Annotated in this window: 18 protein-coding genes and 1 tRNA gene; 12 read left to right on the top strand and 7 right to left on the bottom strand. The window is 56.7% G+C overall.

Annotated elements, in window-relative coordinates; all coding sequences use genetic code 11:
* Positions 1-7: 7 nt before the first annotated feature.
* Positions 8-1399, bottom strand: coding sequence for a GABA permease (gene gabP / locus IB252_RS18530; RefSeq protein WP_192409853.1), 1392 nt, complete (start codon positions 1397-1399; stop codon positions 8-10).
* Positions 1400-1961: 562 nt separating this feature from the next.
* Between gabP and IB252_RS18525 the strand changes: the two genes are divergently transcribed.
* From IB252_RS18525 to IB252_RS18490, 8 genes are all read left to right on the top strand, one after another.
* Positions 1962-2735 (top strand): ABC transporter ATP-binding protein, encoded by a 774-nt coding sequence (locus tag IB252_RS18525; protein ID WP_192409852.1) that lies wholly within the window; start codon positions 1962-1964, stop codon positions 2733-2735.
* A gap of 13 nt (positions 2736-2748) precedes the next feature.
* Positions 2749-3495 (top strand): ABC transporter substrate-binding protein, encoded by a 747-nt coding sequence (locus IB252_RS18520; protein WP_111449438.1) that lies wholly within the window; start codon positions 2749-2751, stop codon positions 3493-3495.
* A gap of 77 nt (positions 3496-3572) precedes the next feature.
* Positions 3573-4268: an ABC transporter permease gene (locus IB252_RS18515; protein ID WP_111449439.1), complete on the top strand. Its 696-nt coding sequence runs from the start codon at positions 3573-3575 to the stop codon at positions 4266-4268.
* Positions 4265-4954 carry an ABC transporter permease gene (locus IB252_RS18510; RefSeq protein WP_111449440.1) on the top strand — a complete coding sequence of 230 codons (690 nt, stop codon included), beginning with the start codon at positions 4265-4267 and terminating at the stop codon, positions 4952-4954. The genes IB252_RS18515 and IB252_RS18510 overlap by 4 nt, the downstream gene beginning before the upstream one ends.
* Positions 4935-6164: a methyltransferase gene (locus IB252_RS18505; protein WP_192409851.1), complete on the top strand. Its 1230-nt coding sequence runs from the start codon at positions 4935-4937 to the stop codon at positions 6162-6164. Before IB252_RS18510 ends, IB252_RS18505 begins: the two co-directional genes overlap by 20 nt.
* A 297-nt stretch (positions 6165-6461) precedes the next feature.
* On the top strand, positions 6462-7703 hold the full coding sequence (locus tag IB252_RS18500; protein WP_192409850.1) for a nucleoside deaminase: 1242 nt from the start codon (positions 6462-6464) through the stop codon (positions 7701-7703).
* A 129-nt stretch (positions 7704-7832) separates the two neighbouring features.
* A tRNA-Thr gene (locus IB252_RS18495) sits at positions 7833-7908 on the top strand.
* A gap of 171 nt (positions 7909-8079) precedes the next feature.
* Positions 8080-9402, top strand: coding sequence for a tyrosine-type recombinase/integrase (locus tag IB252_RS18490; RefSeq protein WP_192409849.1), 1323 nt, complete (start codon positions 8080-8082; stop codon positions 9400-9402).
* A 9-nt stretch (positions 9403-9411) separates the two neighbouring features.
* On the opposite strand, the gene IB252_RS18485 is transcribed toward IB252_RS18490, so the two are convergent.
* The gene (locus tag IB252_RS18485) at positions 9412-11400 is read right to left on the bottom strand and encodes an RNA-binding domain-containing protein (protein WP_072342827.1); all 1989 of its coding nucleotides are present in this window, start codon (positions 11398-11400) and stop codon (positions 9412-9414) included.
* A 1140-nt stretch (positions 11401-12540) separates the two neighbouring features.
* On the opposite strand from IB252_RS18485, the gene IB252_RS18480 reads away from it, so the two are divergent.
* The 4 genes from IB252_RS18480 (at position 12541) to IB252_RS18465 (ending at position 17842) form a co-directional block, all read left to right on the top strand.
* Positions 12541-13521, top strand: coding sequence for an integrase domain-containing protein (locus tag IB252_RS18480; protein ID WP_192409848.1), 981 nt, complete (start codon positions 12541-12543; stop codon positions 13519-13521).
* Positions 13518-13793, top strand: a complete 276-nt coding sequence (locus tag IB252_RS18475; RefSeq protein WP_080932528.1) for a hypothetical protein — start codon at positions 13518-13520, stop codon at positions 13791-13793. Before IB252_RS18480 ends, IB252_RS18475 begins: the two co-directional genes overlap by 4 nt.
* A 196-nt stretch (positions 13794-13989) precedes the next feature.
* Positions 13990-16362: a TOTE conflict system archaeo-eukaryotic primase domain-containing protein gene (locus tag IB252_RS18470; RefSeq protein ID WP_192409847.1), complete on the top strand. Its 2373-nt coding sequence runs from the start codon at positions 13990-13992 to the stop codon at positions 16360-16362.
* A 490-nt stretch (positions 16363-16852) separates the two neighbouring features.
* Positions 16853-17842 (top strand): Abi family protein, encoded by a 990-nt coding sequence (locus IB252_RS18465; RefSeq protein ID WP_192409846.1) that lies wholly within the window; start codon positions 16853-16855, stop codon positions 17840-17842.
* Positions 17843-17929: 87 nt separating this feature from the next.
* Here IB252_RS18465 and IB252_RS18460 read toward each other — a convergent pair whose 3' ends face one another.
* The 5 genes from IB252_RS18460 to IB252_RS18440 form a co-directional block, all read right to left on the bottom strand.
* Positions 17930-18772 carry an oxidoreductase gene (locus tag IB252_RS18460; protein ID WP_192409845.1) on the bottom strand — a complete coding sequence of 281 codons (843 nt, stop codon included), beginning with the start codon at positions 18770-18772 and terminating at the stop codon, positions 17930-17932.
* 62 nt (positions 18773-18834) lie between these two features.
* Positions 18835-19545, bottom strand: coding sequence for an SDR family NAD(P)-dependent oxidoreductase (locus IB252_RS18455; RefSeq protein ID WP_192409844.1), 711 nt, complete (start codon positions 19543-19545; stop codon positions 18835-18837).
* Between the two features lie 43 nt (positions 19546-19588).
* A complete protein-coding gene (locus IB252_RS18450) occupies positions 19589-20245 on the bottom strand; it encodes a DsbA family oxidoreductase (protein ID WP_192409843.1) in 657 nt (218 codons plus the stop codon).
* Positions 20242-20463: a tautomerase family protein gene (locus IB252_RS18445; protein WP_008149366.1), complete on the bottom strand. Its 222-nt coding sequence runs from the start codon at positions 20461-20463 to the stop codon at positions 20242-20244. Before IB252_RS18445 ends, IB252_RS18450 begins: the two co-directional genes overlap by 4 nt.
* 207 nt (positions 20464-20670) lie before the next feature.
* Positions 20671-20859, bottom strand: a complete 189-nt coding sequence (locus IB252_RS18440) for a hypothetical protein (RefSeq protein WP_192409842.1) — start codon at positions 20857-20859, stop codon at positions 20671-20673.
* Between the last annotated feature and the right edge of the window lie 99 nt (positions 20860-20958).

Here is a 20958-nt window from a genome sequence, read left to right as displayed (position 1 = left end):
GTGCGAATCAGTTCAGCACCACCGCCCCCATCTTCTGCAGCTTGCGACGACGAGCCACAAACAAGCCGGCAGCCACCACCAGCAAACTCAGCAGACCGGTCGCGAGGATCTCCACGCGATGCGCTTCCTGGAACAGCATGATGGTCAGGGCCGCAACGATGAAGATGATCACCGCGTAGGTCAGGGCCGGGAACAGCCACATGCTGAAGGCGATTTTTTCACCGCGTGCCATGCGCTGCTTGCGCATACGCAATTGCGAGATGGCGATCACCAGGTACACCAGCAGCGCGATAGCGCCGGAGCTGGCCAGCAGGAATTCGAACACGGCGGCCGGGGCCACGTAGTTGGCGAAAACCGCGATGAACGCAGCACCGGTCGACAACATGACGGCCCAGTACGGCGTGCCGCTGTTGTTGGTGCGCTGGGAAACGGCCGGTGCATCACCGCGCTTGCCCAGAGAGAACATCATGCGCGAGGCGGTGTACAGCGCCGAGTTCAGGCAGCTGGTCACAGCAACCAGCACCACGATGTCGACGATCAGCTTGGCATTCGGGATGCCCATGCGCTCAAGCACAGTCTGGTAGGAGCCGACGGCTGCCAGTACCGGGTCGTTCCATGGCACCAGGGCCACAACAATGAAGATCGACACGAGGTAGAACAAGCCAATCCGCCAGATCACCGAGTTGGTGGCCTTGGAGATTTGCTGGCCAGGGTTCTTCGATTCCGCGGCCGCGATGGTCACGATCTCGGTGCCCATGAAGGAAAACATGGTGGTCAGGATCGCGCCCAACACGGCGCCCATGCCGTTTGGCAGGAAGCCCTGGGTGTCAAACAGGTGCGAAACGCCGCTGACCTGGCTGGTCGGCAGGAAGCCGAAGATCGCCAGAATGCCGAGGCCGATGAAACCGATGATCGCCACGACTTTGACCAGGGCGAACCAGAATTCGAATTCACCGTAGTTCTTCACGCTGAACAGGTTCGTCACCGTCAGCAGCAAGGTGATGATCAAGGTGAAGGCCCAGATCGCCACATTCGGGAACCAAGCGTGCAGGATGGTCGCGGCGGCGTTGGCTTCCAGCGGAATCACCAACACCCAGAACCACCAATAGAGCCAGCCGATGGTGAAACCGGCCCAGTGACCGATCGCGCGATCGGCGTACGTCGAGAAGGAGCCTGTGTCCGGCGAGGCCACGGCCATTTCGCCGAGCATGCGCATCACCAGCACCACCAGCATACCGGCGGCAGCGTAGGCCAACAGCACGGCCGGGCCTGCAGCAGCGATGGCGTGGCCGGAGCCGACGAACAGGCCGGCACCGATAACCCCGGCGATCGACAGCATGGTCACATGACGCGGTTTGAGCCCCTGTTCGAGGCCATTGGAGCTTGGGGTACTGCTCATTGAAACTACCTTTGTAAGGAAAAGCGATGACGTTCACCCGGCGTGGCGTTCCTTCTCGTAAAAAGAAACCAACGGGGCGTTCCGTATTCTGCACGCAATAATTGCGCCAAAATGTTACAGAACGCCCAAGCATGGGGCTCTCCGCCAGACCGGGCAGTCATCGCAAGTCATTGAGATTAATGGCAATTCGCCAGAGCGTTACCCTGCGACCCACTTTAAGAACAAAACAGCGCACCAGAAACACACCCAAAAATATAGCGACGCACAATAAAAGTGCGGTTCAGGAACGTTTGGCCGGTTAGCGCTTCCAACCCCCCGGCAAAGCTGGCAACATCGCGCCCTTTTTTGGAACAGCCCCAGCCTTTTTATCGACAGGCAGGGTTCAAACGGCTGTTCGGTTGATAGCAGCGCGACAGTCTGCTGTACCGATGCGACAACCTGCCACAGACCACCCGTTTACCGCCCGTAGCGCTGTTGGCTGCCATTCAGACGCTATGCTAGCTTGGCCGCCTCGCCAGGAAGGCCGCCAATAGCAGGAGCGAAATACTTATGAGGAACGCACATGGCTGAGGCCACGCCCGCGCTTGAAATCCGCAACTTGCACAAACGCTACGGACAGCTTGAGGTGCTCAAAGGCATCTCGCTGACCGCCCGCGACGGCGACGTGATCTCGATCCTGGGTTCTTCCGGTTCCGGCAAGTCCACCTTCCTTCGTTGCATCAACCTGTTGGAAAACCCGCATCAGGGACAAATCCTGGTGGCTGGCGAAGAACTCAAGCTCAAAGCCGCCAAGAACGGCGAATTGGTTGCTGCCGATGGCAAGCAGATCAATCGCCTGCGCAGCGAGATCGGTTTTGTATTTCAAAACTTTAATCTCTGGCCGCACATGAGCGTGCTCGACAACATCATCGAAGCGCCGCGCCGCGTACTCGGTCAGAGCAAGGCCGAGGCCATCGAAGTCGCCGAAGCCTTGCTGGCCAAGGTCGGCATCGCTGACAAACGCCACGCCTACCCGGCGCAACTCTCCGGCGGCCAGCAACAACGCGCGGCCATTGCCCGCACGTTGGCGATGCAGCCGAAGGTGATCCTGTTCGACGAACCCACCTCCGCCCTTGACCCGGAAATGGTCCAGGAAGTACTTAATGTCATCCGCGCATTGGCCGAAGAAGGCCGCACCATGCTGTTGGTCACCCATGAAATGGGCTTTGCCCGTCAGGTCTCCAGCGAGGTGGTGCTCCTCCACCAGGGCCTGGTAGAAGAGCAAGGATCGCCACAGCAGGTGTTCGAAAACCCGCTTTCGGCGCGCTGCAAACAATTCATGTCCAGCAACCGCTAACGGAGCTACCCGCATGCAGAACTACAAAAAAATCTTCCTGGCTGCTGCCGTCACCCTGGCCTTCAGCGCCGGTGCCGCCGCCGAGACCTTGAAGATGGGCATCGAAGCGGCCTACCCACCGTTCAACAACAAAGATGCCAGTGGCAATGTCGTCGGCTTCGACAAAGAAATCGGCGACGCCCTGTGCGCCAAGATGAAAGTCGAATGCACCGTGGTTACGTCCGACTGGGACGGCATCATTCCGGCCCTGAACGCCAAGAAGTTCGACTTCCTGATCTCCTCGATGTCGATCACCGACGAGCGCAAGCAAGCGGTGGACTTCACCGACCCGTACTACTCCAACAAGCTGCAATTCATCGCACCGAAAAACGTCGATTTCAAAACCGACAAGGATTCCCTGCAAGGCAAAGTGATCGGTGCACAACGTGCGACCCTCGCTGGCACCTGGCTGGAAGACAACATGGAAGGCGTTGAAATCAAACTCTACGACACCCAGGAAAACGCCTACCTCGACCTGACCTCCGGTCGTCTGGACGGCATCCTGGCGGACAAGTACGTCAACTACGAGTGGCTGAAAAGCGACGCCGGCCGTGCTTATGAGTTCAAAGGCGACCCGGTGGAAGAAAGCGACAAGATCGGTATCGCTGTACGTAAAGGCGATGAGATTCGTACGAAGCTGAACGCCGCACTGAAAGAAATCGTCGCTGACGGCACCTATAAAAAGATCAACGACAAGTACTTCCCGTTCAGCATCTATTGATTCTGACCTGCCGGGCCGGTGCCGTTATTTGACGGCGCCAGTCCTTGGTATTGCCTGCGTGATTTGAAAAGAAATCCATGACTATCGATCTCTACGGATTCGGCCCGGCGCTCGCCGCTGGCGCGCTGATGACTGTGAAACTGGCACTCTCGGCCTTGTGCCTGGGGCTGGTGCTCGGTCTGCTCGGCGCCTTGGCCAAGACTTCCCCGTACAAGCCGCTGCAATGGCTTGGCGGCACTTATTCAACCCTGGTTCGCGGCATCCCCGAATTGCTCTGGGTGCTGTTGATCTACTTCGGCACGGTCAACCTGATGCGTGCCCTGGGCGAGTTCTTCGGCAACCCCGACCTCGAACTCAATGCCTTCGCCGCTGGCGTGATTGCACTGGGGCTGTGCTTCGGCGCGTACGCCACGGAAGTATTTCGTGGTGCAATTTTGGCCATCCCCAAAGGTCACCGCGAAGCGGGTGTGGCGTTGGGCCTGTCGAAATTCCGTATCTTCACCAAACTGATCATGCCGCAGATGTGGCGCATCGCCCTGCCCGGTTTGGGCAACCTGTTCATGATCCTGATGAAAGACACCGCGCTGGTATCGGTCATCGGCCTGGAAGAAATCATGCGTCACGCGCAAATCGGCGTGACCGTGTCCAAGCAGCCGTTCACCTTCTATATGGTGGCCGCGTTCATGTACCTGGGCCTGACGGTTCTCGCCATGTCCGGCATGTACTTCATGGAAAAACGCGCCGCTCGCGGCTTCGCGAGGAGCACCCAATGAACTGGGAAGTCATCATCAAGTGGCTGCCGAAACTGGCTCAGGGCGCGACACTGACCCTGGAACTGGTGGCCATCGCCGTGATCGCCGGTTTGCTACTGGCAATTCCGCTGGGCATCGCGCGCTCGTCGCGACTCTGGTACGTGCGGGCAATTCCCTACGGCTACATCTTCTTTTTCCGTGGTACGCCGTTGCTGGTTCAGCTGTTCCTGGTCTACTACGGCCTGGCGCAGTTCGACGCGATCCGTAACAGCTCGATGTGGCCATACCTGCGCGATCCGTTCTGGTGCGCCACGGCGACCATGACCTTGCACACCGCGGCCTACATCGCCGAAATCCTGCGCGGTGCGATCCAGGCGATTCCGCCGGGCGAGATCGAAGCGGCGCGAGCCTTGGGCATGTCCCGGGCCAAGGCGCTGGTCTACATCATCCTGCCCCGTGCCGCGCGAATCGGCCTTCCGGCCTACAGCAACGAAGTCATCCTGATGCTCAAGGCCAGCGCCCTGGCCAGCACCGTGACCTTGCTGGAACTGACCGGCATGGCTCGCACCATCATTGCCCGGACCTACCTGCCGATTGAAATCTTCTTCGCCGCGGGCATGTTCTATCTGTTGATGGCCTACGTGCTGGTTCGCGGCTTCAAGCTGCTGGAGCGCTGGCTGCGCGTCGATGCCTGCCAAGGGCGTTGATTCCCACGTGCTGACGGGCGAGGCCCTACTCGCCCGCTTCACGGCGCTGGATGCTTTTCTGATCGAGCATCAGGCGTTATGGAAGCCTCGTCCGTTTACTCATCTGCGGCTTCCGTGGGAAGCGTCCTACCCCGAGTTGTCTGTATGGCTACGCGGCAGGTCATTGGACGATGCGGAAAATGCTCATAACCAACCCGCTCTTCTGGAGGCGCCGGAGCCATTCGCTTCACTGGCGGCGTTTTCCCTTGAGCTGAGCGCTGTAGGTGAATTGCCGCCTCATGCACTCGAAGCCGCTGGCCATCGGCTGAACGTCGATGTGCCGGGGCGCAAGTGGCAGCAAATCGAGGCGTTTGCCAGTCGGCTGGAATTTTCTGAGTCGCCGAAACATTGGCTGGATTGGTGTTCAGGCAAGGGCCACTTGGGGCGACGCCTGTTACAAACCGGTCAGCAGCTCACTTGCCTGGAATATGACCCGGCGCTGGTCGCCAATGGCCAGGCACTCAGTCAGCGTCATCAATTGCATGCGCTTCACGTCGAGCAAGACGTGCTCGCGCCGGGGGCGGCCTCTTTATTGAAGGCTGACCACACGCCAGTAGCGCTGCACGCCTGCGGTGATCTTCATGTGCGGCTGATGCAACTCGCGAGCGCCACCGGCTGCAAGCAGCTGGCCATCGCCCCTTGCTGCTACAACCGGATCAGCGTGAGCGAGTATCAGACGCTTTCCTCTGCGGGCATGCGATCCGACCTACAACTATCGCTCGAAGATCTCTCGCTGCCGATGAACGAAACCGTCACTGCCGGCGCTCGCGTCCGACGTCAGCGTGACACCTCCATGGCCCGGCGCCTGGCCTTCGACCTGCTACAACGGCAACTGCGCGGCGTTGACGAGTACCTGCCCACCCCTTCCCTCCCCAGTGCCTGGCTGGATAAATCCTTTGCCGATTACTGCCATCATTTGGCCGCGCTCAAGGAGTTATCCACAACGGGACCGCAAGATTGGCCAGCGCTCGAAGCTACCGGTTGGCAGCGACTGGCTGAAGTACGCAATTTGGAGCTAGTGCGCGGACTTTTCCGACGCCCGCTGGAGCTGTGGCTGGTACTTGATCGAGCCCTTTTCCTCTCCGAGCAAGGGTATGCGGTTCGCCTCGGCACCTTCTGCGAAAGCACGCTCACCCCGCGTAATTTCCTGATCCTCGCTGAGCGCCCTTAAAACGCCTCAACCTGTGGATAACTCTGTTGATGAAATTATCGTGGATCCAATATATACGGCTGTTTCGGGCTAGAAACACAACTGTTCAATTTTCGTACACCTATAAAAAAAGCGGGAAAACAGGTATTTGCGAGCAAATGAGAACGGGTCCACAAATTTGCCTTTAAGCAGGTGCGGTACAGATCCCGTTGTGCATAAGCATTAAGGCAAAACAGCATAACGACCTGCGAAACCTCAACTATCTTTGCCAAGCGCCAGATTTTCCTGGCGTTCAAACAGCAAGGAGCTGGGAAAATCATGAGCACATTGAACAGTGCGCAGGAAGCCGTCGATACCGTCGCCAACCAAGCCATTGATGCTGCGCTGCAACAAACCTTCGCGGTGGGCGGCGCCATCATCAACAATGCAACGGGCGAGGTCATCGCCGCGCTGCATAACAACGTGCTGATGCCTTTCCCCGGCAGCGGCACCACGTACTTTCTACCTCATGACCCGACCGCCCACGGCGAGCGGCAATTGGTGGACTGGTACTACGAAAACGTCGCGCCATTGAACCTGCCACCGCCCAATCAGTTGACCGTCGTCACCACGCTAGACCCGTGTGCCATGTGCGCCGGTTCGCTGCTGACTGCAGGATTTAACGTCGCCGTCAGTGCGATCGATGACTACGCAGGCATCAACTACAACAGCCAGTTCACCTTTCCGTCGCTACCGCCGCAGATCCGCCAACAGGCGCAGGCCACCTGGGGTTACTACGCGATTGCGGCGCCGGTCAGCCGGCCCTATCAGGGCTCGACCAGTCCGGTTTTTGCTGGCCAGACCATCGACTCGGCGGCTTACTTCCTCACCAGCTCGATTTTCTCCGCCAGCGTCAACACCGTGCGCGAGGCCAGCAACAACAGCGGTTTGCCACCGGATCAACTGCAAAACCCGGCAAACCTCCCGGCCAACAGCAAAGTCCGCCAGGCACTGACTGCGCTCAGCCCGTTTGCGCTGACCGTGCAATCGGCGAACCCGCGTGACCCAGGCGCAGAACTCGCGCCACCACTGTTACAAACCGCACAGCACAGCCCGGTGTTCAACTCGGTGGCCCTCATCGATCCGTTCGGCAACCTGCTGGTGTGCCTGGGAGGCGTCGAGAACCAGTCGCCGATTCGTACAGCGTTCATGGAAACCACCCGCAGCTATGCGGTCATGCGCTGGACCCTGATGAACGACCCCGACCCCGTCGTGCGCGCCGAGGCCGGCCAATACCTGACCCATCCGAAGTACGGCACCTTCGTCTTCCTCTACGCCCCCGACCCCACCACCCCGCAGGCCGTGATGACCTTCGGCGCGTACGGCTCGACCATGGAAGGCCCCGTGCCGCAAAGCTATCCGTCCAACCTGCAATACGTGTTGCTGCCGGGTAATACCACCCCGCAAGCCTTGTCGACACTGGCCCAGAACCTGCCGCCGTTCTACACCCAAAGCGTGCAAGTGGCGCCCGCGCAGGTACTGAGTCAGGACTTGATCAACGCAGTTAAAAACGGCGTGTAACGCTTTAAAGCAATCGCATTGGCCGGCCCCGCAGAAGCGTCCGCGGGGCGGGCCTGACGTCTACGCAAAAATAGTCTGAATTCAGGGGTTTACAGAACCAACCCAATCGCTATAATCGTCGCCCAACACGCCGGTATAGCTCAGTTGGTAGAGCAACTGACTTGTAATCAGTAGGTCCCGGGTTCGACTCCTGGTGCCGGCACCATACAAGGTTCCAGAGAAGGCTTTCAAAATCTCTGGAACCCCCGAAAAACCCGCCTTCTGGCGGGTTTTTTCGTTTTGGGGTTCTGTCGGGTTACGTCAAAATCTGGTGGATTCCAGCCGTTTTAGGGGTAATGTTAGGGGTAAGGTAATTCGATAAAGGGGGAGTACCCTTATGTCGCGCACCACTGCTCCACTCTCCGATTCGGCTTGCCGCTCAGCCAAGTCCACCAGCCGCGCCTACAAGCTTTTCGACGGCGACGGCCTCTACCTTCTAGTCCAACCCAATGGCCGTAAAGGCTGGCGTCTCAGGTATGTCAAACCTGATGGACGCGAAGGACTGACCTCGTTCGGCAGCTATCCCGTGGTCGGCCTCGCCGATGCGCGCGACAAGCGCCTGGAGGTCAAGCGGATGCTGGCGAAAGGCGTCGACCCCATAGAGACCAAACACCAAGCCAAGACGCAGGCCGCAATCAAAGGCCGAACTTTTGAAAGCGCCGCACTGGACTGGCACAAGGCGATGTCTGCCAAATGGGCACCGGGCCATGCCAAGACCGTTCTGAGCCGCCTCAAAACCCATGTCTTCCCGCTGATCGGCGCTCGCTCCATTGTCGATCTGGACACCCATGACCTGATGCAACCTCTGGAAGCGATCCAGAAGCGCGGCACGATTGACGTCGCTTTAAGGGTACAAAACTACCTGCAAAGCATCATGCGCGAGGCGAAGCGTTCACGGCAGATCAGCGCAAACCCTGCCTACGACCTCGAAGGCTTGATCAAATCCCCGAGAGTGATTCATCGCCCCGCTCTACCCTTATCGCGTCTGCCTGAATTGCAGGAACGTATCGACACCTACAAAGGCCGCGCACTTACCCGGCTGACGGTCATGCTCTCGCTGCATGTGTTCGTACGCTCCAGCGAACTGCGCTTCGCCCGCTGGAGCGAGTTCGACCTCAAGCGCGGCACCTGGGAGATACCGGACACTCGACCTGCGCTGGACGGCGTTCCCTTTTCAACAAGGGGTACGAAGATGGCCGGGGACATCCACCTTGTACCCTTATCGCCGCAAGCCGTGGCCCTACTTGAACAGATCCACGCCCTCACCGGCAAATTCGACCTGGTGTTTGCAGGCGATGCCAAGCCCTGGAAACCCATGTCTGAAAACACGGTGAACAGCGCACTCAGAAAGATGGGCTACGACACCAAAACCGAAATCTGCGGCCATGGCTTTCGCTCAATGGCCTGTAGCGCGCTGATTGAATCAGGACTGTGGTCCGAGACCGCCATTGAAAGGCAGATGAGCCACAAGGAGCGGAATAACGTCCGAGCTGCTTACATCCACAAGGCAGAGTTCATCGAGGAGCGCAGGCTGATCATGAACTGGTGGAGCCGGTATCTAGAGGCCAACCAGCAGGAGCATGTCACTCCACACGAGTTTGCAAACCAGACCGGGACGAACGTCACGCGGCTCAAGGCGAAAAGCCGCTTGAGGGAGTAGGCCGTTAGCCTACTCCTCGTCCTGCCCACCAACGTACGCTTTGTACGCCTGCCTTTCATGAGTCGGCTTGGACGGAAATGCCAACTGAATCTGCCTACTTTTCACCATTCCATTCAGGTACTGCTGACGGAGGGCATCTGGACTGCGCTTTACCAAATTAGCCAACACGTTGAGCGTCAGATAGTGCTCCTTGCATAGGGTGATAATCACCTGTTGCATACGATCCTTTTGCATGCGCTCTCGATTGCGCGGCTCCTCAGCCAGTATTTCGAGCTTTTCTCGAAACCCTGCATCAAGCCTGTCCAAAGCATCGATCAGCGGCGCGTCAATATGATCGCTCAACAAGCAGCCATCATCGTTTCGCTGCATATCCAGCTCGACCTTATGTTCGGAGCTACCTGCGTTATGTTCGGAGCTAGCCCCGTTATGTTCGGAGCTGCCGGCGTAATGTTCGGAGCTCTGTAGCGGACCTGCGAACACTTGCTCCGGCGTAGGCAGTTGCTCACCCGGCAGGTGATAAATCATGCCCCGTGAGCGCCCGTCGGGCACAAGGAATCCCTCGCGTACCAACCGCGCAAGCAGTTGGCTCAAGTCATGAGCATGAGTATCACAAATCTCAAGGAGACGATTATGGCTGACCACCCGCTCAATCGCGGCCGTGGCCAAAATCAACCTGGCAGTATGTTCCAAGCTCTCGAAACGAACCCCAAATCGCTCTCGTAACTGCTCCACCACCCCTTCAGGAAGCAAGTCCAACATGCGAAGCTCAAGAAGGGTTTGCTCGGGCTCGGGCTTTTCATAAAGGGCTGGCGGTCGCCAATGCTGGCTGCGCCACCCACTGTAGATTTTTGGAACCCCAGAACCACCACGCTCGCCAAGACCGATAAGAAGAAACATTTGGTGCATTAGCCTGTTCCGGCAATCGCTGGTACCACCTTGCAACACCTGCTCAAGGGGTAAACGTAAGCCGCCTGGATTGCGAAAGCCAAACAAGTCAGGACGCTTCACGACTAACACAGAAACCCGCCCGGTATAGTCCGCATGGACCAAGGTATTAACCAAAGCCTCGCGCAGAGCTTCATGTACCGGTGTGTCATCCTGGCGCTGATCACCTTTGAGAGCGAACGGTACCTTTAGGTCCTCAACCAACTTGCGATAAACCCGCCGGTAGAAATCAAACAGATTTCCTGACCAGGTTCCATCAGGGACGAGTCTATCCACCCAACGTAGTTCTGTTTTGGCCTGCGGCCGCTCCTGATAGTCCACAAAGTAATGCGGCACACTCTCTTGGATCGAAAGCCAGCGTCCGAACATCAGTAAACCTGCCAGAGTCAGCCCTTCGACTCCGTTCGCTCGGTCCTTTCGCCAGCCGCCTATCTGTCGAAGAAACTCAATCCCTTGGTGCTCCAGCGCTGGATGGCCTGGCTTTATGTCGCTAAGCATCTGGCGGTAGATACGCAGACTGTCCGGATCGATGTCTGCGAAGTCGTAATTTGGCAAAATCCGCTCGTCCCGACAGTCCTCCACTTGCTCTGCGAACATGCGGCGAACATCTTCCTCAGAGCAACGCCGATCACCCTCATGTAATCGACGATAAGTGTTACCTAGCGGCTGACCATTGAGAAATACCGGCTTCTGCTTACGCGAAGCCGCCGGGATTTTCACTTCAAGTACCTGCTTGCCCTCCAACTCTCTGACGACCACCTCCCGGTCAGTCAGCAGATTGACACTGACCTTGGCCGGATTGTTGAGGGTATTGAACAGGTCAGTACGTACTTTCTCGATATTTGATAGGCCTGCAACGCTGAACTGCCCATCCTTCTCGCGCACGCCAAGCAGTACTACCCCACCCTGAGTGTTAGCAAAAGCGGAGTAGGTTAACCAGAAATCCTTAGGCAACTCTCCCTTCCCATCCTGCCCCTGAGCGAGCTTGCATTCGAGCTCGACAGATTCAACCAGCGAGGGCAGGTCTTCAAGGGTGTGGGGATTGAGTGACATCAAAGACTTCCTAAATGATCAGCCTGCTTCACGTAGCTGCAAAAGGTCGAAGAAAAGACATACGTGCGGGGATTGTACTCAGTCTTCCATAGTCGCACGCAACTCGACGAGCGGAGACTGATCATGAACTGGTGGAGCCGATTCCCTGTCACGAATCAGCAGGAGGATGTCACTCACGACTCTGCACGAATGTCACACGGCCAAAAGCCAATCGCGGCGCAGCAAAGTAAGCGTACGTTCTCGAAATCTCGATGATCCGTTTGTCCACGCGGGTCCATCCAAACAGGGCTGCAAAGCCGCCCTGCTTGGATGGACCTCACTTAAAAAATCTAAAGCTCATCCAACTGTCTGTGGAAAACCACGGATTTCCACCGGTGGATAATTTCATCCACAGCCGCAGTACTCCCGAAAATTCGAGCCTTGACCCAAATTATCCACAGGCGTAGAAAAGATCGGGCAAAGCGCTGTCGTTGACAGCAACCCAGGTAGCCAGAACCTTTAAGGCTACGCCATACCGTGGTGGTTCCCCCAAAGTGCGATTAGCGTCCGGCGGCTCGCACGGTCACAGCGATGTGATGGATGCCCACTTCTACCAGAGTGCCACTGCGGCAACTCATACCCTTTTATAGCTGCCCTGCAGCAACCTATTCGCTTGGCCATTTCATTGCGCCAACCTGCGCCCGTCTCTTTCTCCCGGAAAGAGACGGGCGCTCCTACCGCTGCTGCAGCCCAACTCGTACAAGGCTTTGCGGCACTCCCCCTCGTGACAATCGGCGTGACAAACACCGAAGTAACCAACAACAGCGATGCAGATGATGGTGCCGCAGTCCAAGGAACGGACTGCACCTGACTGACAGTCAGGCATGCCCCGGTCATCGCATCACTGCCTTCACCCAACTCAGGATCTCGCGACGCTGGTCTCGTCAGCCAGCGCAGCCTCCACCCGCCCACTTCTTTGGAAGTGTTCAGGAGGCCGGATCATGAGATGCCCAAGCTCCCGGTTGTAAAGAGCCGCCAGTCCCGCGTTAGGGGACAACCCTCACAGGTCGCAGGGGCCTTGATCCCTGATAACACTCAACATTCGTGGCGGGATGACGTGAGGAAGGTTTGAAACGTTTTGGCTTCAAGAGGAGTTCGATCATGGCACTGGTAGGTAAACGTGACGGGCGTAATTTTGGCTATGGCCGGCAATTGAGTTATGCCGGGCCGCAGGCGTTGAAAGACATGTTCGGCGGAGGGCATTACGGGACCGTCAAAGCGCACAGTGATCGTTGGCTGGCATTTGTACGATGGTGTCGGTCTGAGGATGGGCCCGGGTTTAACGATGCGAGGCAAATTGATTGGCGGACCTTGCTGGACTACGCCGGTCATCTGCGTCACCAAGTTGAACAAGGCGCTATCAGCATCGCCACCGCGCAAAACCGGTTGTCCAGCGTAAACCGAACCATGGCCGCACTTCGCGGTGATCAGTATGTGAAAGTGCCGAGTCCGAGCAATACGCTGGAAATGCGGCGGAACAGTGTTCGTCGCTCGGTGCCGCAAGGCCAAGACCGCGAACACGTGAAGCGGATCGTCGACGTGCTCTGCGAACACCAAATGCCGCGTGCGGCGGCCATCGCCCAGTTGGCGCGAGCCACCGGCATGCGCTTGCGCGAGGCCATCTTGGCCGACCTTCCGCGCCTGCGAAGAGAAGCCGAACACTACGACAAGATCAACATCCAGGATGGCACTAAAGGTGGCCGCAGCGGCGCAACCGCACCTCGTTGGATCAGGGTGGATGACCATATTCGCAAAGCGCTCAGGTACGCCGAACAGGTCTCTCCCGACGGTAGCCGCAACCTGCTGGCACCGAACGAGAGCTACCTCGATTTCCAACCGAGTGTCATACGCCCCGCCCGAAACATCCTCCATACGCACAACCTCAAAGGCTTCCACGAATTGCGCGCGGCTTATGCATGCGAACGCTATGAGCAGATCACCCATCACCTAGCGCCCATCAACGGTGGCAGGGGCAGGCGCCTCGATCCACGCCTGGATCGAGAGGCACGCTTACAAATCAGCTATGAGCTGGGACACGGTCGAATCGACGTGGTATCGGCGTACATCGGTGGTCGGGTATGAATAAACCATTCGATATGGAGATCTTCTTGGCTGGGGCACTGACTGGAGCACATGCCACACGAGAACGTCACATCCGCCAGGCCAAGACTATTCAAGCAGCCATTTCTGAACGCTGGAACCGAGATAATCCATGGACATGGCAAAGAAAGCATCTCGTTTGGTTTTTGAACCACCACATGAACTCAAACTCGAAATCGACGCGCTACTACTACCTGCTGACCACAAGCCTGATCACTCTGCGCCTAGGAAAATCCTGGAATTTTCAACGTTAGCCGAATGCCAGCAACTGCGCGCTCTGTATCCCTAACTGGCAGATTGATCCAGCCAACAATTTGATTGGGATTAGGGCGGACCTCTTGAGCCCCTGAACCTAACCTCTGTTGTTTGATAACCTCTATGTTTTACTGATGGACTGAGGGTTGTAGCTCGAGGCTACAGGCTTCACCTGAGACGTAGAGGCTGAAGGCGGTGATAGACACTAGTCTGGTGGCGAAGCTAAGGGCTGAGAATGCAAGATTGGTTGCCTTGCTGGATGCTCATGGCATCGAATGGCGCCCGCCTGCTGAGCCAGTCAAGATAGCGATTGTCCAAGCAGAACAATCACAGCAACTCGATACTGATGGAAAGCTTGCCCTATTCCGAAGCTTGTTTCGTGGTAGGACGGACGTTTATCCCATCCGCTGGGAAAGCAAGGCAGGCAAATCAGGATACGCACCCGCTTGCGCAAACGAATGGAGGCCTGGCGTTTGTGAGAAGCCCCGAATTAAATGTGGCGACTGCGGTAACCGCCAGCTGCTTCCGCTGACCGATGAGGTGGTCTATCGCCATCTGGCGGGCGAAGTGGTCGTTGGTATCTACCCCCTACTCTCTGATGACACTTGTTATTTTTTGGCAGTCGACTTCGATGAGGCCGAATGGCGTGATGATTCCAAAGCTTTTGTGCAGTCATGCCATGAGCTGAACGTCCCGGTGGCGCTGGAAATATCGCGCTCAGGCCAAGGGGCTCATGGCTGGATTTTCTTTGAGCGTAATGTTCCTGCCTGCGATGCGCGCCGCCTCGGTGCTGCAATCATCAGTCATGCCTGTGAGCGCACCCGCCAGTTGGCGCTCAGCTCCTATGATCGACTGTTTCCAAACCAGGACTATATGCCCAAAGGCGGCTTTGGAAATCTCATCGCGCTCCCTTTACAAAAGCGGGCCAGGGCCCAAAACAATAGCGTTTTTGTAAACGACTCGCTTGAGCCTCATCCTGATCAATGGGCCTTCCTGGCATCGATTCAGCGCATGAGTCCAGAAGATATCCAGCCCGTTATTATCCAGGCGATGGGTAATCGGGACCCTCTAGGGGTCGCCTATGTCGATGACGAAGGTGATGCAGAACCTTGGAAAGATCGTGAATCGAGATCACGTAAATTGACATGCCCGTTGCCTGCTGCTGTCAACATCACGCTGGCTAACTTAATTTACTTTGAAAAGTCGGAATTGCCACAGCCATTGGCAAACCAGCTTGTCCGGCTCGCTGCCTTTCAAAATCCTGAGTTCTACAAAGCTCAGGCCATGCGCATGTCAGTGTGGAACAAGCCAAGGATTATCGGCTGTGCCCAGAACTTCCCCAAACATATTGCGTTACCACGTGGCTGTTTGGATGCTGCGCTGGAGCTTTTAGAGGAAAACGGGGTTACCCCTATTCTTAAAGACGAACGCTTCGCGGGCGACCCCATCGACGTGAGCTTTCTCGGGACCCTGCGTTCTGACCAAGAGGCTGCTGTCAGCACAATGCTAAGTCATGACACCGGTATCCTCTGCGCACCGACAGCTTTCGGTAAAACGGTGAGTGCTGCTGCGTTGATTGCCGCACGTGGCATTAACACGTTGGTGCTTGTGCATCGGACGGAACTGTTAAGGCAGTGGCAAGAGCGCTTGCAGGCGTTCTTGGGAGTCGGGAATGGTGTCGTTGGTACTCTTGGGGGCGGAAAAGCGAAGCTTACCGGCATCATCGACATTGCCGTAATGCAGTCGTTATCGCGAAAAGGCGAGATCAGCGATCAGGTAAAAAATTACGGCCAGATCATCGTTGATGAGTGTCATCACCTATCAGCAGTGTCATTCGAGGCACGACTGAGGAGCGCGAGCGCGCGGTACATACTGGGACTCACAGCAACCCCAGTGCGCCGAGATGGGCAGCAGCCCATTATTTTCATGCAGTGCGGACCGATCCGACATTCTGCTGCTCGACCAGCGAGTGCGCCCCATGACCTATCTGTCGTGCCTCGATTGCTGCCCAAACCAATAGTGGTCCCCGACGGCTTTGGGATTCAGGACGTTTTTCGGCGTCTAGCCGACGACTCTGAGCGGACAGCCAAAATCGTCTCGGAGATTGAGCTGGCGTACAACGAGGGTAGAAAAATTCTAGTGCTAACGGAGCGGACGGAACATGTGGATGCCCTTGAATTAGAATTGAAGCAGCGCGTGCATAACCTTTTCACGCTTCATGGGCGAGTGCCTAAGAAACAGCGGATTTCCCGTATGCATGAGCTTGAGTCCCTTCCCCCTGATGCTCCACGAGTGCTGCTGGCAACAGGAAAACTAGTAGGTGAAGGCTTCGATCATCCGCCGTTGGACACGCTGGTGCTGGCAATGCCCATCTCATGGAAAGGAATCCTTCAGCAATATGCGGGGCGGTTGCATCGAACGCACGCCGATAAGACCGACGTGCGAGTGATCGACTTCGTTGACGAGGGTAATGTCGCGCTGCTGAGGATGTGGGATAAGCGCCAGGCGGGTTACAAAGCGATGGGCTACCGTATGGCTGATTCCAAGACCACCATGGACCTACTCTAACTCTAACGTGGTTGACGGTAGACACTTCAACGACCCCACTTCCGTAGACGAATGACCGGCCGCTGTGGGGTCGACTCCAGCCATTCGCCATTAGTCACGTCAAGCAAGATCCTCAGGCGTACGAGGACCTTGAGGTAGTTTTAGAGGTAGAGTCGCACAGGTCTTTAAGTATTAAACAGCTAATTCAATAGCTTATGAAATCGTTCGACTCCTGGTGCCGCACCATACAAAACGAAGCCCTTGTAGAAATACGAGGGCTTTGTTGTTTCTGGGGTGTGGAAATCAACTCCCTGGACGTCGCCAGATTGCCGCGACAAGACCATTGTCCTCGACAGTGCCTGTACGCCCACCCGTTACAATTTCACGTCAGTGCAACGTTGACGGGCTCTCACGTCTACCTATAATGCACCCCAACATACCCGCCAAGCCTAGGTTGACTCAGTCAGCAAGCTCAAATCGTGCGGGTTTTTTTTGCCTGGAGAAAAGCTACATGAGGCCCTTTGACAAACCGGCTCTCAGCGTAGAACAGCAATTGGAACTGCTAAAGCAACGAGGCCTACAAGTCGCCAACGACGACAGGGCCATGCGCTTCCTCGAAGTGGTCACGCTGTTTCGTCTGAGCCCCTATATGCGTCCCTTTCAGGAACAAGGGCCGGATCACACCTTCAAGTCGGATAGCACCCTGAAAGCGGTAGTCGACATTTATCGGTTCGATGGCTCTTTGCGGCGCATAACCATGGATGCCATTGAGCGGGTCGAAGTTGCCATACGAGCAACCATCAGTAACCACATGTGCCCCAAATATGGACCCGATTGGATTGCTGATGCTTCCGTATTCTCCTCGTCCTACTCGCATTGCGAGCTACTACGTCCCCTTCGCGAGCAGTTGAGCAAAGAACGAAAAAAATTCGGACGTGAGATTGATCGCATCAAAAGAGGTCGACAGGAAGATGGGCTTCAGCAACAGAGGATCGAAAACCGTATGCGCGATAACTATTTTCGGTACTACGGCGCGACCTATGCCCTTCCTGAACTACCGCCCGCATGGGCGATTCTTGAAGAACTCAGCCTCGGAACGGTATCCACCCTCTTTAATGCCATCGGCAGAAGTGCCGACAAGAAAGCTATTGCGGCCAGATTCCGCTTGCCATTCGATGCATTGGCTTCTTGGCTCCACACCCTGACCTTCATACGAAACTGCTGCGCACACCACTCGCGACTATGGAACAGAGAACTCTCAATTCGACCTTCGCTTCCGAAAGAGTGGAATATCCCAAACGCAGCAGCCGACAGACCTCAGCCGAAGCAACGGCTTTATATTGTATTGACAATACTCGCGTATCTAACCGACTTGATAAGTCCAGACAGCCTTTGGAAGCCTCGTCTCGAAGAAATCATGGACCATCTGGAATCAACGAATTTGAGCCTTATGGGCTTTCCAAGTGATTGGAAACGTCAACCGCAATGGCTCCTCGAATAAAAATACGGCACGACAACAAAGCCCTCGTAGAAATACGAGGGCTTTGTTGTTCCCGGGGTTTGAGTTTCTATGCGACCAGAGTTTCGATCAGTCGAACTCGGTCGATTCCGAAAGGTGCTCCCAAGCGTCGATTTCCGCCTGAAGATACGCAATCTTTTCGCGCACCAGCCTCACAGCATCCTTCCCCAGTAACAGATGAACCGGCGGCTTTTGCGCAGCCACCAGGGTCAACAATGCCTGGGCCGCTTTGTGCGGATCGCCGGCCTGCTTGCCACTTTTTTCTTCACGCGCCTTGCGGACCGGATCGAACACCGCGTCGTACTCACTCAATGTGCGACTCGAACGGATCATCGAACGCCCCGCCCATTCGGTCCGAAACGAGCCCGGCGCCAGGGCGGTCACGTGGATGCCCAGACTTTCCACTTCTTTGGCCAGCGCTTCACTCACGCCTTCGAGGGCGAATTTGCTGCCGCTGTAGTAGGCGATGCCCGGCAACGTGATGAAGCCGGCCATGGAGGTGATGTTGACGATATGCCCGCTGCGCCGCTCACGCATACCGGGCAGAACTGCCTTGATCATTGCCACCGCGCCAAACACATTAACGTCGAACTGGCGCTGCATCTCGGTCAGAGGTGACTCTTCGAGGATGCCCTCATGACCATAACCGGCGTTGTTCACCAACACATCGATCTGGCCCACCTCGCGCAGAATATCGGCCACCAGCGGCTCAATCGCCGGGAAATCGGTGACGTCGAGCACGAACGCTTTGGCGCGACGGGCGTCCAGTGCTTCGAACGCAGCACGCTCGGATTCGCGCCGCACCGTCCCCACCACCGTGTGTCCCGCCGCCAGCGCTGCTTGTGAAAAAGCCAGGCCGAAGCCTGAACTGACCCCGGTGATCAGGAAAACCTTGTGAACGTGGGCATTCATGGTGTGCTCTCCAATGAAAACGCCGTCGACATTGATCGACGGCGCTGGGGACAGATCAGGTCTTAGTGACCCGCGCTCTGCCCACCATCCACATGCAGGATCTCGCCAGTGACAAAGTTGGCGCTGTCCAGATACACGACCGCCTGCGCGATGTCGCTGATCTCGCCCATATGCCCGACCGGGTGCAGATTGCCCAGCGCTTCGTGGGTTTCTTCGCCATGCATTGGCGTCTTGATGATGCCTGGGGACACCGCATTCACCCGAATCCCGCGCTTGGCGTATTCAATGGCCAAGGATTTGGTCGCCGCGTTCAAGCCACCTTTAGTCAGCGAAGCCAGTACCGACGGCACACCGTCAATCGCGTGGTCTGTCAGGCTGGTGGTGATGTTGACGACGTGGCCTTTGCCTTGTTTTTCCATCTCGTTGATCGCGAGTTGGGTGATGTAGAAGAAGCCGTTCAGGTTCACCGACAGCACGTTGGCGTAGTCTTCCGCGGTGTACGCGGTGAACGGCTTGGCAACGAAGATCCCGGCGTTGTTGACCAGGGTGTCGATGCGGCCGAAACGTGCGATGGCCTCACAGATGACTTGCTGGGCGACTTCCGGATTGCCGATGTCGCCCGCCACGGTGAGGATGTCCGGGTCGGTGGACGGTTTGATCGAACGCGAAGTGGCGACAACTTTGTAATCCAGATCACGGAAAGCTTTGACCATGCCTGCGCCGAGACCTTGGGAGGCGCCAGTAATGACGATGACTTTTTTCGAATTGCTCATGATGAACCTCAACTAATAAATGATGGTTTGAAAAAGTAAGTAATCAGGCTTCGGCGGGGGCCTTCGCCATTTGTCTCAACATCTGTTCGTAGTACTCGACCGACTGCGAACCGGACACCAGGTGACGACCGTTCAGCACCATGGCCGGAACCGAATTGATGCCGCGCTGGCGGTAAAACTCTTCAAGCTCACGCACTTCTTTGGCGAACGCGCCGGACGCCAACACCTCTTGAGCCGCCGCCGCATCCAGTCCCGCTTCAGCAGCCAGACCCACCAGCGTCTCGCGATCGCTCGGGTTCCGGCCGTCGGTGAAGTAAGCGCGCAGCAGGATCTTCTTCAGTGCGACCTGCCGCCCTTCCTGCAACGCCCACATCAACAACCGGTGAGCATCAAACGTGTTGTAAAAGTGGCTGCGCTTCTCCAGATCGAACTTGAAGCCGATGGCCGCGCCGCGTTCGATCTGCATCGCTTTGCCGGCGGCGACGTCTTCGGCGGTTCGTCCATATTTGCGCATCAAGTGCTCAACCGCTTTTTCGCCGACTGCCGGCATATCCGGGTTCAACTCGAAGGGCTTGTAGGTCAGCTCCACCGCGACTTCACCAGCAACGTTCTCGATCGCCTGCTCCAACGCCGTTGCGCCCAAGGCGCACCACGGGCACACCACGTCGGAGATGAAATCGATGGAGACGGTCGCGGTCATGACTTCCCCTCCGCCTCAGCCAGCTGCTTGCGGTACTGGGTGGTGGTGATGCCGGCGTAGCCCCAGTTATCGGTGTCGACTTCTTCGATCACGATGTGGGTCAGGTGCGGGTCCTTGTTGAGAACGCGTTGCAGGGTTTCAGTGATTTCGGCGATCACCTGAGCTTTCTGCTCAGAGGTAACACCATCGCGGGTGATGCGTACGCTTACGAAAGGCATGAGGAATCTCCAAGTGACCTTCCCTTCGGAATGAATGGGTCGGCGTTGGAGTTCAATGTATGGGGTTGGCTGGAGGGGATAAAGGTGGGGGCGGGAACATCATTAGTTACGCGGTGTAATGTATATGCGCGCGGAGTAATAGCTCTGATGGTCCCTTTCAGGCGATGACTAATCTGTAGGAATCAGCCCCCCCCGTAGTCCAGTTTTTTACGTGTCGTTATTTTCCAGTTTCGGCGACACGTTCTTGTGATGTGTCGCTGACGACGACATGTACACCTCAATGCAATCCTCTGTTTGCCACGGGCGAACTTCAGAGCTCCGAACGGCGCGGCTCGCATTCATTTCGCGCGCTGACTCCAGTAGATCCTTCTGAAACTGGCGCAGTTCAACATCCATCTGATCTCTCCTCTGTGGAGCAACAAAGTATCAGCAGGCTTATCCAAATTGTGAAGAATTATGGCTGAGCAATAATTATTGCCCAGCCATAACGCTCAC

Source organism: Pseudomonas sp. PDM10 (assembly GCF_014852295.1).
Lineage (GTDB): Bacteria > Pseudomonadota > Gammaproteobacteria > Pseudomonadales > Pseudomonadaceae > Aquipseudomonas.
Note: the sequence above shows the minus strand (reverse complement) of the source record. Positions and strands in the feature narration are given on the sequence as shown.